Origin of the sequence: Streptomyces sp. NPDC006332, from assembly GCF_040612855.1 — a bacterium.
Taxonomy (GTDB): domain Bacteria; phylum Actinomycetota; class Actinomycetes; order Streptomycetales; family Streptomycetaceae; genus Streptomyces.
The window spans coordinates 1-17,069 of sequence record NZ_JBEXRA010000002.1; the positions used below are offsets into that span (position 1 = coordinate 1).

A 17,069-nucleotide genomic window follows, 5' to 3' on the forward strand; every position below is an offset into this window, starting at 1 on the left:
CGTGCCTGCTCGGGTGTCTCGGCGACCACCAGTGCCACCGGCCACCCCAGGTAGGGCACCCGGTCGTGCTGGAAGAGACCGACGGTCGAGTCGGGAGTCCGTCGCGCCACCGCCTTGTCCGCATACGTTCGTCCCGCTGCGAGCTGCCGGGCCAACGGCGGCTCTCCATACGGGAGATCGGGGGTGCGCTCGTGCGCATCGGACTGCTTACGGAGGGTGGCTATCCGTATGTGAGCGGTGATGCCAGGCTCTGGTGCGACCGGCTCGTGCGCGGGCTTGAGCAGCACGAGTTCGACATCTACGCGCTCAGTCGCAGTGAACGCCAGGAGGACGAGGGCTGGGTCCCGCTGCCGCCGCAGGTCAGCAGGGTGCGTACGGCACCGCTGTGGACCGCGGAGGACGACGGGGTGGTGTACGGACGGCGCGCACGCCGGCGGTTCGCCGAGTGCTACGGCGAGTTGGCGGCCTCGTTGTGTCACGGGGGCCCGGCTGAGGCTTCCGAGGAGCCGTCCGCCACCGAGGCGGACCGTTTCGCCAGCGGGCTGTACGGGCTCGCCGAACTCGCCCGCGAGCACGGCGGACTGGCGGGAGCACTCCGTTCCGAGGCAGCCGTGCGCGCCCTCGAACGCGCCTGTCGCGCGCCCGGCGCGCCTCGCGTGGCGCGTGAGGCGCGCGTACCCGAACTGCTCGCCGTCGCCGGGCATCTGGAACGTGCCCTGCGCCCCCTCTCGCTCGACTGGTACGAGGACGAGGGTCTTGGCTCCGTCGACCTGTGCCACGCGGCGTCCGGCGGCCCCGCGGCCCTGCCCGGGCTGCTCGCACGCCACTTCGTCGGGGTGCCGTTGCTGGTGACCGAGTACGGCGTGCGGCTGCGCACCCACTACCTGACCGCGACCGAGGCCGCGCCCGGCGTACGGGCCCTGCTCACCGCCTTCCACGGCAGGCTCGCCGCCGAGGCCTACGGCAGGGCCGCGATCGTCACGCCCGGCAACGCGCACGCCCGGCGCTGGCAGGAGCGCTGCGGCGCGGACCGCGACAAGCTCCGCACGGTCTACCCGGGCATGGACGCCTCCGACTTCACGGAGGTCGGGGAGTCGTCGGAGTGCGCCGACCCCGACACCGTCGTCTGGGTGGGCCGGGTGGAGCCGACCAAGGACCTGGTGTCGTTGCTGCACGCCTTCGCTGAGATCCGCAAGGAGGAGCCCAAGGCCCGGCTGCGGATCGTCGGCGCCCCCGCGGGTCCCGAGGGCGCCGCGTATCTCGGGCACTGCAAGGTGCTGGCCGCGCAGCTCTTCCCGGACGAGGCCGACGGGCCGCACGCCGTCGGCGACAATCCGGTCTCCTTCGAGGAGCGAGGCGGCCCGGACCTGCCGACCCTCGCCGACGCGTACGCCGCGGGCTGCGTGGCCGTCCTGTCCAGCGTGGTCGAGGGTTTCCCCGTCAGTCTGATCGAGGCCATGTTCTGCGGTCGCGCGACGGTCTCCACCGATGTCGGCGCGGTCGTGGAGGTCATCGGCGGCACCGGGCTGGTCGTGCCCCCGCGCAATCCGCGGGCGCTCGCCGACGCGTGCCTGGCGCTGCTGCGTGACCCCGAGCGCCGTGCGCGCCTGGGTGCCGCCGCGCGCGCCCGTGCGCTGGAACTGTTCACCGTCGAGCAGAACATCGCGGCATTTCACGGCATTTACCTGGAGATCGTCTCGCGCAACCCGGTCCGGCACGTCGTCCTCGACGAGACCGGTGAGCCCTTGCCGTTCGCCGCGCCCGCCGAGTCCCACGTACCCGGCTACTGGACCGACCGGGGCGCGCGTGTGGTGGCTCGCGGCGGACCCGCCTGGGCGGCGGAACAGCAGGGACGGGCCACCGCGCCGATCGCCGCGGGGGAGGGAGCGTGATGAGCGGACTGGGTGAGTTGGACCGCCACGGGAGCCCGAGCGACGCCGAGCCGTGTGAGCAGCGGTCGCGGAAGTCGATCAGGACGGAGGCGGAGTCGGGGGGGACGGCGGGGGCGACGGAGACGGAGACGGAGTCGGGGGAGCGGTCCGTGCACGGGTCGGCCGACCTGGACCTGGCGTCGGACGCCGCCCCCGAGGCAGGGGTCGGGCTCGTCGCCGGGGCCGTCGCGGGGCCCGTCGCCGGGGCCACCGGCGGTGTCGAAGCCCCCGGAGCCCGCCCGACCGTCCCCGCCGCCCGCCGAGCAGGCGCCGCGGACCCGGTGAAGGCACTGATGCACCGTCACCGCGAACTGTGCGAACGTGCCGTGGACCCCCTGGAGATCGCGGCGGGCCTGGAGGCGCACGGCGTCACGGACCGCACCGCGGCCCGCTTCCGACACCGTGACGTCTTCTCCCTCGCCGAGGAGATGTACGCCCGCGTCCCCCGCGACGGCGAAACGCCCTCGAACCCGACATCGAGCGACGCCCCGCAGGCAGGCGCCGGCCAGGTACTGCTCACCCTCCTTCCCGGCGCCCTCTGCACGGGCACGGTGGTCGGCCTGCACCTCACCCACGGACGAGCCCGCCTGACCATCGCCGCCGTGGGCGTTCTCGCCGTGGCCCTCGGGGTGCGGGCCGCGCTCGACCGCGGCCAGCTCGGCACCAGGGGCCGCACCCAGCGGAGCGCCACCGGCGCCTGGACGGCCTGGCTCGTGGCCTACGCCGTCCTCGGCGACGGGCTGCTCGGCGCGGCCCTGGCCGGTGGCCCCGACAACCTCCCCGACGGCACCGCGAACTCCCCCTGGCCCCTCGCCACGGCGCCCGCACTCGCCCTCGCCTGGGCCTGCGCACCCGCCGCCTTGAGCGCCCACCTCTTCGCCGTCCGGGTCGGCCGCAGACTGACCGCCAGCCGAGGGCTGGAGGACTTCGCCGCCTCCGTACGCCCACTCCTGCTCGGCACGTTCGCCCTGTTCCTCGTCGCCCTCACCGCCCTCCTGGCCGGAGCCGGCCGGGCCCTCGACGAATCACCCCCCTACGCCCAGACCCTGACCCTGGGTGCCCTCCTGTTCCTCGCCCGCCTCCTCGCCGTCCACGGCTTCACCCACGCCCCGAAGGCCGTCCTCGCGGTCGCGGCGGCCTCTCAGGCATCGGCCCTGGCCACCGTCTTCGCGGCCCGCCTCCCCGGCTGCGACCTCCTGGCCGTGCCCGTCCAGACGATCACCGACGCCTGGGGGCCGGGCGCCGTCCCGACCCTCATCTGCGGCCTGGGCGCCCTGACCCTCCTGGTCCACGCGCTGCGCACGCTGACCCGAGCGTCGGCCCACGCCCACCCCGGTGAGCAGCCATGACCTCAGCCATGACCACCGCTGTGACCGCAGCCATGACCACAGCCATGACCGCCGGATCGCGAGGGACCGCCGCCTGCCGATTGCCGCCGCCCCGCACACCCGCCCCCCGGCAGGACCCGCACCAGCACTCACCCGCACAGCACGCCACAGGACCCCCTGCCCGGTGCCACAAGCAGCCGCACCCGCGACCGCGCCCGAGCGCGGTGGCCCGCGTCGGTACCAGGCCCCGGAGCCGCAGGCACCCGCACCCGCACCGCACCTTCTCGAAGGAGACCACCACATGATCACCTCCCGACCCGACGCCTCGGCCCCGGGAGCAGCCCGATGAGAGTTCTGCTGATCGGAGCCAACGGCTACCTCGGCCGCTTCGTCGCCGACCGCCTGCTCGCCGACCCGGCCGTCCAGCTCACCGCCCTCGGCCGTGGCGACGACGCCGACGTCCGCTTCGACCTGGCGACCGGCAGCCCCGGCGCCCTCACCCGTTTCCTCGACGCGGTCCACCCCGGAGTCGTCATCAACTGTGCCGGAGCCACCCGGGGCGGCGCGCGCGACCTCACCCGCCACAACACCGTCGCCGTCGCCACCGTCTGCGAGGCGCTGCGGCGCAGCGGATGCGGCGCCCGCCTCGTGCAGATCGGCTGCGGCGCCGAGTACGGCCCCAGCCAGCCCGGTTCCTCCACCGCCGAGGACGCCGTCCCCCGCCCCGGTGGGCCGTACGGCGTCAGCAAGCTCGCCGCCACCGAACTCGTCCTCGGCTCGGGCCTGGACGCCGTGGTCCTGCGGGTGTTCTCCCCGGCCGGCCCCGGGACCCCCGCAGGCTCCCCGCTCGGCCGGCTCGCCGAGGCCATGCGGCGCGCCATGCAGTCCGGCGACGGCGAGCTCAAACTCGGCGGCCTCGGCGCCCAACGGGACTTCGTCGACGTACGCGATGTCGCCCGCGCCGTGCACGCCGCCTCGCTCTCCGCCGCGCAGGGCGTCATCAACATCGGCTCCGGCCGCGCCGTCCGGCTGCGTGACGCCGCCGCGATCCTCGCGCGCGTCGCCGGATACGGCGGTTCCCTCCAGGAGCTCGACGGGCCCCCCGGCAGCCACCTCAGGGCGACCATCGGCCACCCCCGCACCGAGCCGGACCACGCGGCCCCGGTCGCGTACCCGTACCCGGACGGCTGCGGCACCTGGCAGCAGGCCGACGTGCGCACCGCACGCGACCGGCTCGGCTGGCGCCCGCGGATCAACCTGGAGGAATCCCTGGCCGACATCTGGATGGAGGCGGCATGCCGCATCTGACCGGCGCCACCCCCGGCACGGCGAGCACCGACCTGCGCACCGCCCTCGGCATCCCGGGCTTCGCCCACCCCCTCGTCGCCCCGGCGGAATGGGCCGAACTCATCCGCCCCGGCACCCCGCTGCACTGGGTCGTCCTGAACATCACGGGCCACGGCCCCGGCACCCGCCCCGACCAGCACTGCCTGGAGGCGGCCGGGCGGCTGCGCAACGCGGGGATCCGGGTCCTCGGCCACCTCGACGCCACCTACGGGGCCCGTGCCTTCGGGGAGATGATCTCCGACGCGCACCGCTACATCGACTGGTACCGGGTCGACGGCTTCCTGCTGGGCCGCTGCCCGACCGAACGGGTCGCCCTCCCCGAGGTCCGCCGGACGGTCACCACGCTCCGAGCGATCAGCGACCGCGCCCACATCGTTCTCGGCCACGGCACCCACCCGTACCCCGGCTACGCCGAGACCGCCGACCAACTGGTCACGTTCTCCGGCTCGTGGAGCGACTACCGCTGGTCGCAGGTGGCCGAGTGGACCGCAGAGCACTCGCCCGAGCGCTTCTGCCACTTCGTCCACGGTGTCCCACGCGGCCACCTCGACGAGGCGCTGCGCATCGCCCGCTGGCAGGGCGCCGCGACCGTCTACTTCACCGACCGCACGGACCGTTTCGGCCGCAGCGACCCCTGGGAGACCATGCCCGGCTACTGGGACGACATCGTCTCGCGTATCGGAACGGGTGTCTCGGAATGAAGAAGCCCATGGCACTGTTACCAGGAGAACAACTGTAGTGATTGACCGACCAACGGAGTTCCCGTGTCGCTGCCACCCCTGGTCGAGCCCGCTTCCGAGCTCACCGTAGACGAGGTCCGCAGGTACTCCCGCCACCTGATCATCCCCGACGTCGGGATGGACGGGCAGAAGCGGCTGAAGAACGCCAAGGTGCTCTGTGTGGGCGCCGGCGGCCTGGGCTCGCCGGCGCTGATGTACCTGGCCGCCGCAGGCGTGGGCACGCTCGGCATCGTGGAGTTCGACGAGGTCGACGAGTCGAACCTGCAGCGCCAGATCATCCACAGCCAGGCCGACATCGGCCGCTCCAAGGCCGAGTCCGCGCGCGACTCCGTCCTCGGCATCAACCCCTATGTGAACGTGGTCCTTCACGAAGAGCGGCTCGAGGCCGAGAACGTGATGGACATCTTCAGCCAGTACGACCTGATCGTCGACGGCACGGACAACTTCGCGACCCGCTACCTGGTCAACGACGCCTGCGTGCTGCTCAACAAGCCGTACGTATGGGGCTCGATCTACCGCTTCGACGGCCAGGCCTCCGTCTTCTGGTCCGAGCACGGTCCCTGCTACCGCTGCCTCTACCCCGAGCCCCCGCCGCCGGGCATGGTCCCCTCCTGCGCCGAGGGCGGCGTCCTGGGCGTGCTGTGCGCGTCCATCGGCTCCATCCAGGTCAACGAGGCCATCAAGCTCCTCGCCGGCATCGGTGAGCCGCTGGTCGGCCGTCTGATGATCTACGACGCCCTGGAGATGCAGTACCGCCAGGTCAAGGTCCGCAAGGACCCGGACTGCGCGGTGTGCGGTGAGAACCCGACCGTCACCGAACTCATCGACTACGAGGCCTTCTGCGGCGTCGTCTCCGAGGAGGCCCAGGAGGCGGCGGCCGGTTCGACGATCACTCCCAAGCAGCTCAAGGAGTGGATCGACGACGGCGAGAACATCGAGATCATCGACGTCCGCGAGATCAACGAGTACGAGATCGTCTCCATCCCGGGCGCCAAGCTGATCCCGAAGAACGAGTTCCTGATGGGCACCGCCCTGGAGTCCCTCCCGCAGGACAAGAAGATCGTCCTGCACTGCAAGACGGGTGTCCGCAGTGCGGAAGTCCTCGCGGTCCTGAAGTCCGCGGGCTTCTCCGACGCCGTGCACGTCGGCGGCGGTGTGATCGGTTGGGTCAACCAGATCGAGCCCGACAAGCCGGTGTACTGAGCTTCGGCTCGTCCCAGTCGGATGACGGCGGGGGCTTCGGGTGCCGCGAGTGCCCGAAGCCCCCGCCGCCGTCATGAGCAGACCTTGCCGTCCCTCGGCACGGTGCCGGCCAGCAGGTACGCGTTCACCGTGGAGTCCACGCAGTCGCTCCCGCTGCCGTACGCCCCGTGGCCCTCGCCCTTCCAGGTGAGCACCACGCCCACGTCCTCGCCCAGTTCGGCGGCCATCTTCGCGGTGCCCTCGTACGGCGTCGCCGGGTCGCCGGTGTTGCCGACCACCAGGATCGGCGCCGCTCCGGGAGCGCTCACCTCCGGTGTCTCGTACTGGCCGGCCACTGGCCAGTCGTGGCACCAGCCGGCCGTGTCCCAGCCCAGGAAGGGCCCGAAGACGGGGGAGATCTTCTCGAACTCCGGCAGCAGTCTCCTCGTCTCCTCGACCGTCGGCCGCTGCCTGTCGTCCAGGCACGATATGACTCGTTGTGCATGGGCCCCCGTGCCGTAGCGGCCCGAGGGGTCACGCTCGTTGTAGTCGTCGGCGAGCGCCAGCAGCTCCGAACCGTCCCCCCGCTGCGCGGTGTCCAGCGCGCTGGTCAGGGTGGGCCAGCTGTCCTCGCTGTACAGCGGCAGGATGACGCCGAGGTAGGCGAGCGCCTGCGTCAGCTTCCGCCCCGACGACGTCGGCAGTGGGTTCGCGTCGAGCCGCTTCAACAGGTCCGCGATCCTCCGTGACCCCTGCTCGGGGTCCTGGCCGGTCGACTTGAGGTAGGCGTTCAGTGCCCGTTGGAAGCCGCGGGCCTGATTCTTCCTGTGGCCCACCATGTCGGCGCTCGGGTCGCTGACCGCGTCGAGGACCAGTCGGCCCACGTTCCGCGGGAAGAGATGCGCGTACACCCCGCCGAGCGCGGTCCCGTAGGAGATGCCGAAGTAGTGCGTCTTCCTGTCGCCGAGGACCTGCCTCATCAGGTCCATGTCGCGGGCGGTGTCGGTGGTCGAGACGTGCGCCAGCAGCGCGCCGGCGTCCTTCTGGCAGCCCTTTCCGAAGTCGGTGGAGTCCTGGAGGTACGCCTTCTCCTCGGTGGGGGTGTCCGGGGTGATGTCCACCGTTTCGGCCGCCTGGATCTGCTGGTCGCCGCGACAGCGGACGCCCTCGCTCGCGGCCACCCCGCGCGGGTCCCAGCTGACCAGGTCGTAGCGCTCGCGGAGCACGGAGACGGCGGCGTACGCCGGCATGGTGGACACGCCGGAGCTGCCGGGGCCTCCGAAGTTGAACAGCAGGGAGCCGATGCGGTTCTCGTCCCGGGCCTTGGTGCGGATGAGTGCGAGCCCGATCGTGTCGCCGTCCGGCTTCGACCAGTCCAGTGGCGCCCTGAGCGTCGCACACTGCCAGTCGCTGCCCGGTGGGGTGGAGTCCGCGGTGGCCTTGCAGCGTCCCCAGTCGAGTCTCTGCGAGGTCAGTGCGGAGGGCAGATCGCCGGCCGACGCGGACGGGCCGGCCGTCGGCTGGGCTCGGTCGGTCCTCCCGCCGCCCCTGTCGCCTCCCGACGAGCCGCCGCACCCCGTCACCAGCAGTGCGACGGCGGCACCCAGAGCCGTCCACCGTGCGAAACTCCTCATCGCGTCCCCCCTCGCAGGCCTTCCACTCTGTGCCGCGGATGGCTTTCCCGCCATGGTAGGCGGATCACGAGATGACCGCCGGGGCCTGTGGATAACGTCCTGACCTGCGGGTATTGCTGAATTTGGGCTCGCTGCCCATCGGTCGTCCGTCGGCTGTCCGTCGGTAGGCCCGGTCGGCCCCTGGTCCTCCGTCGGTCGCTCGGTCGGCCGTGACGTAGCGGGCGACGTCAGGAGCAGACCGTTCCCGGTGCCGGAACCGTCCCGTTCAGCAGGTAGCCGTTCACGGCGTCCTGCACGCACTTGTTCTTGCTGTCGTACGCCCCGTGTCCCTGCCCCTTGTACGTCAGCTCCACCCCGACGCCCTTGCCGAGGGCCGACACCATCCTCCGCGCACCTTCGTACGGCGTGGCCGGGTCGCCCGTGTTGCCCACCACGAGGATCGGCGCGGACCCGGGCGCACTCACGTCGGGATGGTCGGCCGCGCCCGGCACGGCCCAGTCGGTGCAGCTGACCAGGCCCCAGGCGAGGAAGTCGCCGAACACCGCCGAGGCGGCGCGGAACTCGGGCAGTTTCCGCACGACGTAGTCGGCGCTGTAGCGCGGAGTGTCGTCCGCGCAGTTGATGGCGATGTTGGCGGCGGCGAGGTTGCTGTACTCGCCGTTCTGGTTGCGGCCGTTCAACGAGTCGGACAGCGCCATCAGGATCTGACCGTTCCCTTCGTACGCCTGTTCAATCCCTTCGGCGAGGTACTCCCAGAAGTCCTTCGAGTACAACGCCTGCGCGATGCCGTTGATCGCGTCGGTCTGGGTCAGGTCACGCGGCGGGATACCGGGGATGGGCTCGCTGTCGAGGTTCTTGAGCAGCTCGCCGATGCGGTCCTCGACGTTCCGCGCGCTGTCGCCGATGGGGCAGCCCTCGGGTTTCGACGCGCAGTCCTCGGCGAAGTTGTCGAGGGCGAGCTGGAAGCCCTCGGCCTGTGCGAGAGAGCCCTGTTCGGGGCTCTGGGTGGGGTCGACGACCGCGTCGAACACCGCACGGCCGACCTTCTTCGGGAACAGGTGCGCGTACACGCCACCGAGTTCGGTGCCGTAGGAGATGCCGAAGTAGTACAGCTTGTCGTCGCCGAGGACCTGGCGCATGAGGTTCATGTCGCGGGCCGCGTCGGTGGTGCGCACGTGCGGCAGCACCTTCTTGGAGTTCTCCTCGCAGGCCGCGTTGAACTCCTTGGTGTTGTCCAGCCACGCGGTGCGCTCGGTCGCGTCGTCGGGGGTGGCGTCCTGCTGGAAGTACGCGTCGAGCTGGGCGGCGTTCTCGCATTCCACGGGGGCGCTGCGGCCGACGCCGCGCGGGTCGAAGCTCACCAGGTCGTAGCGCGTGCGCAGGTTCGCGTAGTCCTCACCGAAGGAGGGCAGGGCGGTGACTCCCGAGCCGCCGGGGCCGCCGAAGTTGAAGACGAGCGAACCGATCCGTTCGCGCGCGGCGCCGCTCGCCTCCGCCCGGATCAGCGCGAGGTCTATCGTGTCCCCGTCGGGCTCGTCCCAGTCGAGGGGGGCCTTCAGGGTGGCGCACTGCCACGGGTCGCCGTCCGGCAGCGGAGGCGGGGGGTCACCGCCGCCCTCCGCCGGGGACGGCGCCGGGCAGTCCCCCCAGCTCAGCTTCTGCGCCGGAAGGTCCTCGTTGTGGGAGTCGCCGCCGCAGCCGGCCAGCACGGAGGCCAACAGCAGGGCGGTGGCGGTGAGGGCGGTGGCGCGCAGCCGGAAGGAAGCGGGCATGGTCCCATCTTGGCGTCGTCGCCGGGAGACCGCTCGGGGCACGGGCTGTAAGAAGTACCGCGGCACTCCTCACAGCGCTTCCTACAGCGCGCCCTTGCGGGTCAGATGGTTGAAGGCGAGCCACCCCGGCAGCACCGGCAGCCACAGGGTCAACAGCCGGAACAACAGCACCGCCGGCGCGGCGACCTCCTTGGGCAGACCGATGGCGATCAGACCGACCGTCAGGGTCGCCTCCACCGCGCCCACACCGCCCGGCGTCGGCGCCGCGGACCCCAGGGCGTTACCGGCCAGGAAGACGACCGCGACGCTGGCGATGCTCAGCGAGGTCGTCTGGTCGCCGAACGCCCTGATTGAGGCGTCCAGGCACATCACGAAGCAGGCGGTCAGCAGCAGCATGCCGCCGATGCCGGTGACCAGCTTCTGCGGCCGCTGGAGCACGTCGAGCATGCGCGGCACCACACCCGCGAACAGCGACCTCACGCGCGTGGAGACGAACTTCCGCAGGAACGGGACCGAGGTCACGACCAGCACGAGCACCGCGACCGTCAGCAGACCCGCGATGACCGTCCGGGACGGTGACAGCGACGGGGTCTTCTCGGTGCCGGTCAGATAGCCGAAGGACAGCAGCATCAGGATGTGGCAGCCGAGCCCGAACAGCTGCGACGCGCCGACACTCGCCACCGCGAGCCCCGGCCGCACTCCCGCGCGCTGCAGGAAGCGCGTGTTCAGGGCGACACCGCCCACCGCGGCCGGTGCGACGATCTTCACGAACGACCCCGCGACCTGCGCCGCGACGGTCCGCAGGAAGGTCACCCGCTCCGGCACGAAGCCCAGCAGCGCCATCGCCGCCGCGAAGTAGCTCGCCGCGGAGAACAGCACGGCCGCGGCGACCCAGCCCCACTCCGCGTTGGCCACCAGCGGGCCGAACTCGATGTGGGTGAGCTGCGTGAGCAGGAAGTACGCGCCGATGGCGCCGGCGATGAAACTGATCAGCGTGCGCGGACGCACCCGTTCCAGCCGGGCCGGTTCGACCGGTGCCTGCGGCCGGATCAGCAGCACCTGGTGGCGGATCTGGGTGAGCAGATCCTCCTCCCGGGCCTCTTCCACGGCCTCGTCGATGGCCCGCTTCTCGGCCCTGGCCTCCGCGCGCACGGCCTTCTTGTCGGGCTTCTCGAGCACGGGTGCGGTGTCGTCCGCCGCCGACTCCAGGCGGGCTTGCTTGGCCTGCCGGGACGCGTCGAGGACCGCCTCGCGTTCGCGCTCGGCCCGGTCCCTGGCCATCCTTCGCAGCGTCGCACGCGTGGAGCGGCTCAGTGCGATGGGCTGCAGCATCGGCAGGCAGTCGGCGACGGCGTCGGGCCCGAGAACACTCAGCGCGGCGTCCACCGCGCGCTCCGCTCCGACCCGCAGGCCGAGCGTCACCAGCAGCTGGGAGACGTCCATACGCAGCAGCAGGTCGCCCGCCGCGATCTCGCCGACGCGCAGGTCGGTGAGGATCACCGTGCCGGAACGATCCACCAGGATCGCGTCACCGACGAGCCTGCGGTGTGCGATACGCCGGGACTGCAACGCCTGCACCTGGAGCCAGGTGTCGCGCAGCAGGTCGTCGGTGATCTCCTCGTCCGCGAGGGAGTCCAGGGTGCGCCCGCCGGTGTGCTCGTAGACGAGTATCACCGCGTCGGGGCCCAGTTCGGAGGTGGCGATCAGCTTGGGCGCGTTGGCACCGGCCGCGATGGCCGCGTACGCGAGCAGCGCCTCCTGCTCCAGTGCCTGCCGCAGCGACGGCAGGCTGCTGCGGGTGGCGAAGCCGCGCAGGGTCAGGTTGCGCCAGGCACGGTAGAAGAAGCCCTGGGCCTGCTGTTCCCGGTCGACCACCGTCACGTCCAGCGGCGGGCCGTCCTCCAGGGTGACGAAGTAGCGTCGGCCGCGGTCGCCGGTCTCCGGGGTGTCCGGGGTCTCCTCACGGGCCGCGCTCACCGGGTGGAAACCGACGGTTCTCAGGCCCGCCATCAGGGTCCGCCCGGTCGGGCGGACGTTGGGGGAGCCGACCGCGTACAGCGTTCCGTAGGCCACGGTCCAGCCGATCAGCACGGTCAGGATGATCGAGAACGGCGTGGTGTAGCCGGTGACGAGCATCGAGAACGCGTCGAGCATCAGCACGATCCACAGCACGGCCCGCCAGCGCGGTCTGCGTGACATGCCGACCGCCGTCATGTAGGCGATGACGGGGGCCAGATAGCCGTGCACCGGATCGGTCAGGGCGTGGATGTCGCCGGGGGAGGGCTGGGTGAGCGCCTCCTGGATGGAGTCGGGGGCGGCTTTGGCGACCCACAGGTCCGTGGCGAGGGTCACCCCGTGTGCCAGGACCGCCGCGAGGACGCCGTCGGCGATCCGCAGCCCGTCACGCTTGATCAGCCGTTCGATCGCGAACGCGACCGGCACCAGCAGGATCGCGATGCTGGAGGCGAGCCCCGCGATCTTGATCAGCAGGTCGGGCGCCTGTCCGGTGCCCTTGTTGATGTCCTGTTCGAGACCCGAGGTGGTGCCGTGCGCGAACGCGGCGATCGCCAGCAGCATGACGACGGCCAGCACGCCGATCAGCAGCCGCATGAGGTCGGAGGGCCGGTGCACCCGCGCGGGGAGCAGCGGCTCGTCTCCCTCGACCTCGTCGGCACGCACCTCGTCAGGCTCCTCGACGTCGGGCTCGGGCTGCCCCGCCGCCCTCTTTCCGGTGTTCTTCTTTCCGGTGTTCTTCTCGACCGCGTCGCCGCTGTCCGGGCGCGACGAGGCGTCAGAGGTGCTCTCCGCGTCGTCGGGATGCACGCCCTGCTGCTCCATCGCCTCTTCTTGGTCTCGTATCACCAGTCACCGCCCGCACGATGGTGGCATGCCCCACCGACAGTCACGGGCGTCAGGGTGCACATGTGGGGCGCACAGTCTGCCCGAAGGGCCGACCCGGAGCGAGGAATACGCACAGTCACGCGGGCGTCACACTGTCGGTGGGGTGGGGCAGGATGGGTCGGATGAGCGAGGAGAGCCTTCCGCCTGACATCCGCGCGGAGTACGCGGACGCGTTGCCGGAGTACGCCGAGCGGGTCCTCGACGTCGCCGAACGCATCCCGCCCGGGCGCGTGATGACCTACGGCGACATCGCCGAGTGGCTGGAGGCGGGCGGCCCCCGTCAGGTCGGCCGGGTCATGTCCCTCTATGGAGGAGCCGTTCCGTGGTGGCGTGTCGTCCGCGCGGACGGTGTCCTGATCCCCGGCCATGAAGTGGAGGCGCTGTCCCGGTACCGCGAGGAGGGCACCCCCCTGAAGCAGGCGAGCCAAGCCGCCGAGGGCCATCTGCCACGGGTCGACATGAGACAGGCCCGATGGGACGGCGGTGAACACACGGAGGGTCACACCTGACAGCTTCCGCCATCGGACCGGCCCAGGGACACCCGGAGGCCCGTACGGGGGAAACAGGGCACGTCCGTGGCATGAAGTACGTTCGTGGGGCGAGGGGCGTACGGGTCGGGAGTTCCCCGAGGGAAGAAGGGGAAGTACCGCTTCCGCACCGCTCGTCGGCGTAGCGTCGGCCGCGCGCGCACCTCTCACCCCCAGGCCTGCCGCCCGCCGAGCGCGGCGGTCCTTCCCACAGCACACCCACCAGGACCGGCGAACCACGTGAGCTCCTCTTCCTCCACCAGGCGCCTGTCGCACACCCAGGTGCGACAGGGGAACCGTGGTGCTTACCGACTTGTCCGTACCCCGCCGGCCCGGGTCGATCCCCCTCGTCTTGACGCCGCACAACGCTCCGTGGTTGACCACCGGACCGGCCCGCTGCTCGTCCTCGCAGGTCCGGGCACCGGCAAGACCACCACCCTCGTCGAGTCGGTGGCGGCACGGATCGCCCGAGGAGGGGACCCGGCGCGCATCCTGGTGCTGACGTTCAGCCGTAAGGCCGCCGTCGAACTGCGCGACCGCATGGCGCTGCGCATCGGAGCCGCCCGCGCACCCCAGGCGACCACCTTCCACTCGTTCTGCTACGCCCTGGTCCGCGCCCACCAGGACACCGACCTGTTCGTCGAGCCGCTGCGGCTGCTGTCCGGCCCCGAGCAGGACGTCGCCGTCCGGGAACTGCTGGCCGGCCAGCCCGACCTGGAACGGCTCGGCCTCGCGCACGTGCGCTGGCCGGACGAACTGCGCGCCTGTCTGACCACCCGTGGCTTCGCCGACGAGGTCCGCGCGGTCCTCGCGCGCACCCGCGAACTGGGCCTGGACCCCGGCGCGCTGGACGCCTTCGCCCGCCGTATCGGCCGCCCCGACTGGCGCGCGGCGGCCGCCTTCCTCGCCGAGTACCTCGACGTCCTCGACCTCCAGGGCGTCCTCGACTACGCCGAACTGGTCCACCGCGCGGTCCTCCTCGCCCGCCGGCCCGAGGTCGCCGCACGGCTCGCCGCGCAGTACGACGCCGTCCTCGTCGACGAGTACCAGGACACCGACCCGGCACAGGTACGGCTGCTGCACGCCCTGGCCGGCGGCGGCCGCACCCTGGTCGCGTTCGGCGACCCCGACCAGTCGATCTACGCCTTCAGGGGCGCGGACGTGAACGGCATCCTGGAGTTCCCCCGGGACTTCCCGCGCGCGGACGGCCGCCCCGCGCCGGTGGAGGTGCTGCGCACCTCCCGCCGCTCGGGCGCCACCCTGCTGGCCGCGACCCGGCTGCTGACGCAGCGCATGCCGCTGACCCGGCTCCCGGCCGACAAGGCACGCGCCCACCGGGAGCTCACTCCGGTACGGGAAGGCGGCACCGTCGAGGTCCACACGTACCCGACCCCCGGAACCGAGCTGGACAACGTCGCCGACATCCTCCGCAGGGCACACCTGGAGGACGGTGTCCCGTGGAGCGAGATGGCCGTCCTGGTGCGCGCCGGAGCCCGCACGCTCCCCACGGTCCGCCGCGCCCTGACCGCGGCCGGTGTTCCCCTGGACATCGACGGTGACGACCTCCCGCTGCGGCACGAACCGGCGGTGGCCCCGCTGCTGACGGCACTGCGGGCGGTGGCCACGGTGGAAGCGGCCCGGACGCCGGCCACGGGGGAGAACAGCGGTGCGCCGCTCTCCGCCGAACCGGGAGCCGAACCGAAATCGGATGCCTGCTGGCTCGACACCGAGACCGCCCTGTCGCTACTCACGTCCCCTCTCGCCAGCATGGACGCCGCCGATCTGCGCCGCCTCGGACGTGCCCTGCGCGACGAGGAGCGGGCCGCGGGCAACGCCCTGCCGCCGCCCTCGGACGACCTGCTCGCGCGGGCGCTGGCCGAACCGGAGCGACTGGCCGTGCACGACCCCGCGTACGCGCGCGGTGCCCAGCGGCTCGGCGCGCTGCTGCGGAAGGCCCGCGAGCGCCTCGCGGGTGGTGGCACGGCCGAGGAGGCGCTGTGGGACCTGTGGGAGGGCACACCGTGGCCCACCCGCCTGGAGCGGGCCGCCCGCCGCGGCGGCGCCGCCGGACGCAACGCCGACCGGGACCTGGACGCCGTGTGCGCGCTGTTCGCGACCGCGGCCCGCGCGGAGGAGCGCACCGGCGGCCGGGGCACCCTGAACTTCCTCGAGGAGATCGACGCCGAGGACATCGCCGCCGACACCCTCACCCGACGTGCCGTACGCCCGGACGCCGTCCGCCTGATGACCGCGCACCGCTCCAAGGGCCTGGAGTGGCGCCTGGTGGTCGTCGCGGGCGTCCAGGAGGGCCTGTGGCCGGACCTGCGCCGCCGCGGGTCCCTCCTGGAGGCCGACCGCATCGGCCGCGACGGCCTCGCCGAACCCCTCACCCCGGGCGCGCTGCTCGCCGAGGAGCGACGCCTGTTCTACGTGGCCGCCACCCGCGCGCGTGAGCGTCTCGTCGTCACCGCGGTGAAGGCACCCGCCGACGACGGCGACCAGCCCTCCCGCTTCCTGACCGAACTCGGCGTCGAACCCAGGGACGTCACGGGCCGCCCCCGCCGCCCGCTGTCCGTCGCCGCACTCGTCGCCGAACTGCGCGCCACCACGGTCGACCCGCGCGTGTCCGAGACTCTCCGGCAGGCCGCCGCCCGCCGACTGGCCCGGCTCGCCGCTCTGTCCGACGAGGACGGCCGCCCGTTGGTGCCGTCCGCCCATCCCTACCGCTGGTGGGGCATGTTCGAGCCGACCGAGAGCAAGGTGCCGCTGCGCAACCGCGACCAGCCCGTGGTGCTCTCCGGCAGCGCCCTGGACCAACTCGCCAACACCTGCGCCCTGCAGTGGTTCCTGGGCCGCGAGGTGAAGGCCGACGCGCCCGCGACGGCCGCCCAGGGCTTCGGCAACGTGGTGCACGTCCTCGCAGACGAGGTCGCCTCCGGGCGCACCCCGGCCGACCTCTCCGTCCTCATGGAACGCCTCGACTCCGTGTGGAACGCACTCGCCTTCGACGCCCCGTGGAAGTCGGCCCAGGAGAAGGACAACGCGCGCGTGGCGCTCGAACGCTTCCTGCGATGGCACGTCATGGACCGCACCGGACGGACGCCGGTGGCGAGCGAGCACGACTTCGACGTCACCCTCGAAGCGGGCGACTACGAGGTCCGTATCCGCGGCCAGTTGGACCGGGTGGAGGCCGACGGCGACGGCCGTGCCTACGTCGTCGACTTCAAGACCGGCAAGCACACGCCCAGCGCCAAGGAAGTGGAGCGCCACCCCCAGCTCGCCGTCTACCAACTCGCCGTCCGCGAGGGCGCCGTGGACGAGGCCTTCGACGGCCGGCGTCCCGAAGCGGGCGGCGCGGAACTCGTCCAGTTGCGCCAGGCCGCCGCCCAACGGGACGGCGGCGAGGCCCTGCCCAAGGTGCAGGCCCAGGAACCCCTCGAAGGGGCGGCGGGGGAGTGGGTCGGTGACCTGCTGGCCACGGCGGCCGGCAAGGTCCTCGACGAACGGTTCACGCCGAGCACGGGCCAGCACTGCACGCACTGCGCGTTCCGGGCGTCCTGCAGCGCGCGGCCCGAGGGGCGCCACGTGGTCGAGTGACCCGGGTACGGACGCGAGTTGTTGTGATACACCGCACCACAGGTGCTGACCTGCGCCTCGGCCTGCCCCGACGGGGATCTGGTCTCCACTGTCAGTGCCCGCCACTAGCC

The 17,069-nt window shown here is 72.2% G+C and carries 10 protein-coding genes; 7 read left to right on the plus strand and 3 right to left on the minus strand.

Annotated features, from left to right (window positions below; genetic code table 11):
• Positions 1-191 precede the first annotated feature (191 nt).
• The 5 genes from ABZ027_RS02205 (at position 192) to moeZ (ending at position 6,549) form a co-directional block, all read left to right on the plus strand.
• Positions 192-1,892, plus strand: coding sequence for a DUF3492 domain-containing protein (locus ABZ027_RS02205; RefSeq protein ID WP_356763463.1), 1,701 nt, complete (start codon positions 192-194; stop codon positions 1,890-1,892).
• Positions 1,892-3,280, plus strand: a complete 1,389-nt coding sequence (locus ABZ027_RS02210; protein WP_356763465.1) for a hypothetical protein — start codon at positions 1,892-1,894, stop codon at positions 3,278-3,280. Before ABZ027_RS02205 ends, ABZ027_RS02210 begins: the two co-directional genes overlap by 1 nt.
• A gap of 324 nt (positions 3,281-3,604) precedes the next feature.
• On the plus strand, positions 3,605-4,567 hold the full coding sequence (locus tag ABZ027_RS02215; RefSeq protein WP_356763467.1) for an NAD-dependent epimerase/dehydratase family protein: 963 nt from the start codon (positions 3,605-3,607) through the stop codon (positions 4,565-4,567).
• A complete protein-coding gene (locus ABZ027_RS02220) occupies positions 4,555-5,307 on the plus strand; it encodes a spherulation-specific family 4 protein (protein ID WP_356763469.1) in 753 nt (250 codons plus the stop codon). Before ABZ027_RS02215 ends, ABZ027_RS02220 begins: the two co-directional genes overlap by 13 nt.
• 63 nt (positions 5,308-5,370) lie before the next feature.
• Positions 5,371-6,549: an adenylyltransferase/sulfurtransferase MoeZ gene (gene moeZ / locus ABZ027_RS02225; protein WP_356763471.1), complete on the plus strand. Its 1,179-nt coding sequence runs from the start codon at positions 5,371-5,373 to the stop codon at positions 6,547-6,549.
• Positions 6,550-6,620: 71 nt separating this feature from the next.
• On the opposite strand, the gene ABZ027_RS02230 is transcribed toward moeZ, so the two are convergent.
• From ABZ027_RS02230 to ABZ027_RS02240, 3 genes are all read right to left on the minus strand, one after another.
• The gene (locus ABZ027_RS02230) at positions 6,621-8,162 is read right to left on the minus strand and encodes an alpha/beta hydrolase (protein WP_356763473.1); all 1,542 of its coding nucleotides are present in this window, start codon (positions 8,160-8,162) and stop codon (positions 6,621-6,623) included.
• A 227-nt stretch (positions 8,163-8,389) separates the two neighbouring features.
• Positions 8,390-9,934, minus strand: a complete 1,545-nt coding sequence (locus tag ABZ027_RS02235; protein ID WP_356763476.1) for an alpha/beta hydrolase — start codon at positions 9,932-9,934, stop codon at positions 8,390-8,392.
• Between the two features lie 81 nt (positions 9,935-10,015).
• Positions 10,016-12,772: a lysylphosphatidylglycerol synthase domain-containing protein gene (locus ABZ027_RS02240; RefSeq protein ID WP_356763478.1), complete on the minus strand. Its 2,757-nt coding sequence runs from the start codon at positions 12,770-12,772 to the stop codon at positions 10,016-10,018.
• Positions 12,773-12,957: 185 nt separating this feature from the next.
• Here ABZ027_RS02240 and ABZ027_RS02245 point away from each other — a divergent pair, with 185 nt between their 5' ends.
• Both ABZ027_RS02245 and ABZ027_RS02250 read left to right on the plus strand, forming a co-directional pair.
• Positions 12,958-13,344: an MGMT family protein gene (locus ABZ027_RS02245; protein WP_356763480.1), complete on the plus strand. Its 387-nt coding sequence runs from the start codon at positions 12,958-12,960 to the stop codon at positions 13,342-13,344.
• Positions 13,345-13,602: 258 nt separating this feature from the next.
• Positions 13,603-16,959, plus strand: a complete 3,357-nt coding sequence (locus ABZ027_RS02250; protein WP_356763482.1) for an ATP-dependent DNA helicase — start codon at positions 13,603-13,605, stop codon at positions 16,957-16,959.
• The last annotated feature ends 110 nt before the right edge of the window (positions 16,960-17,069 follow it).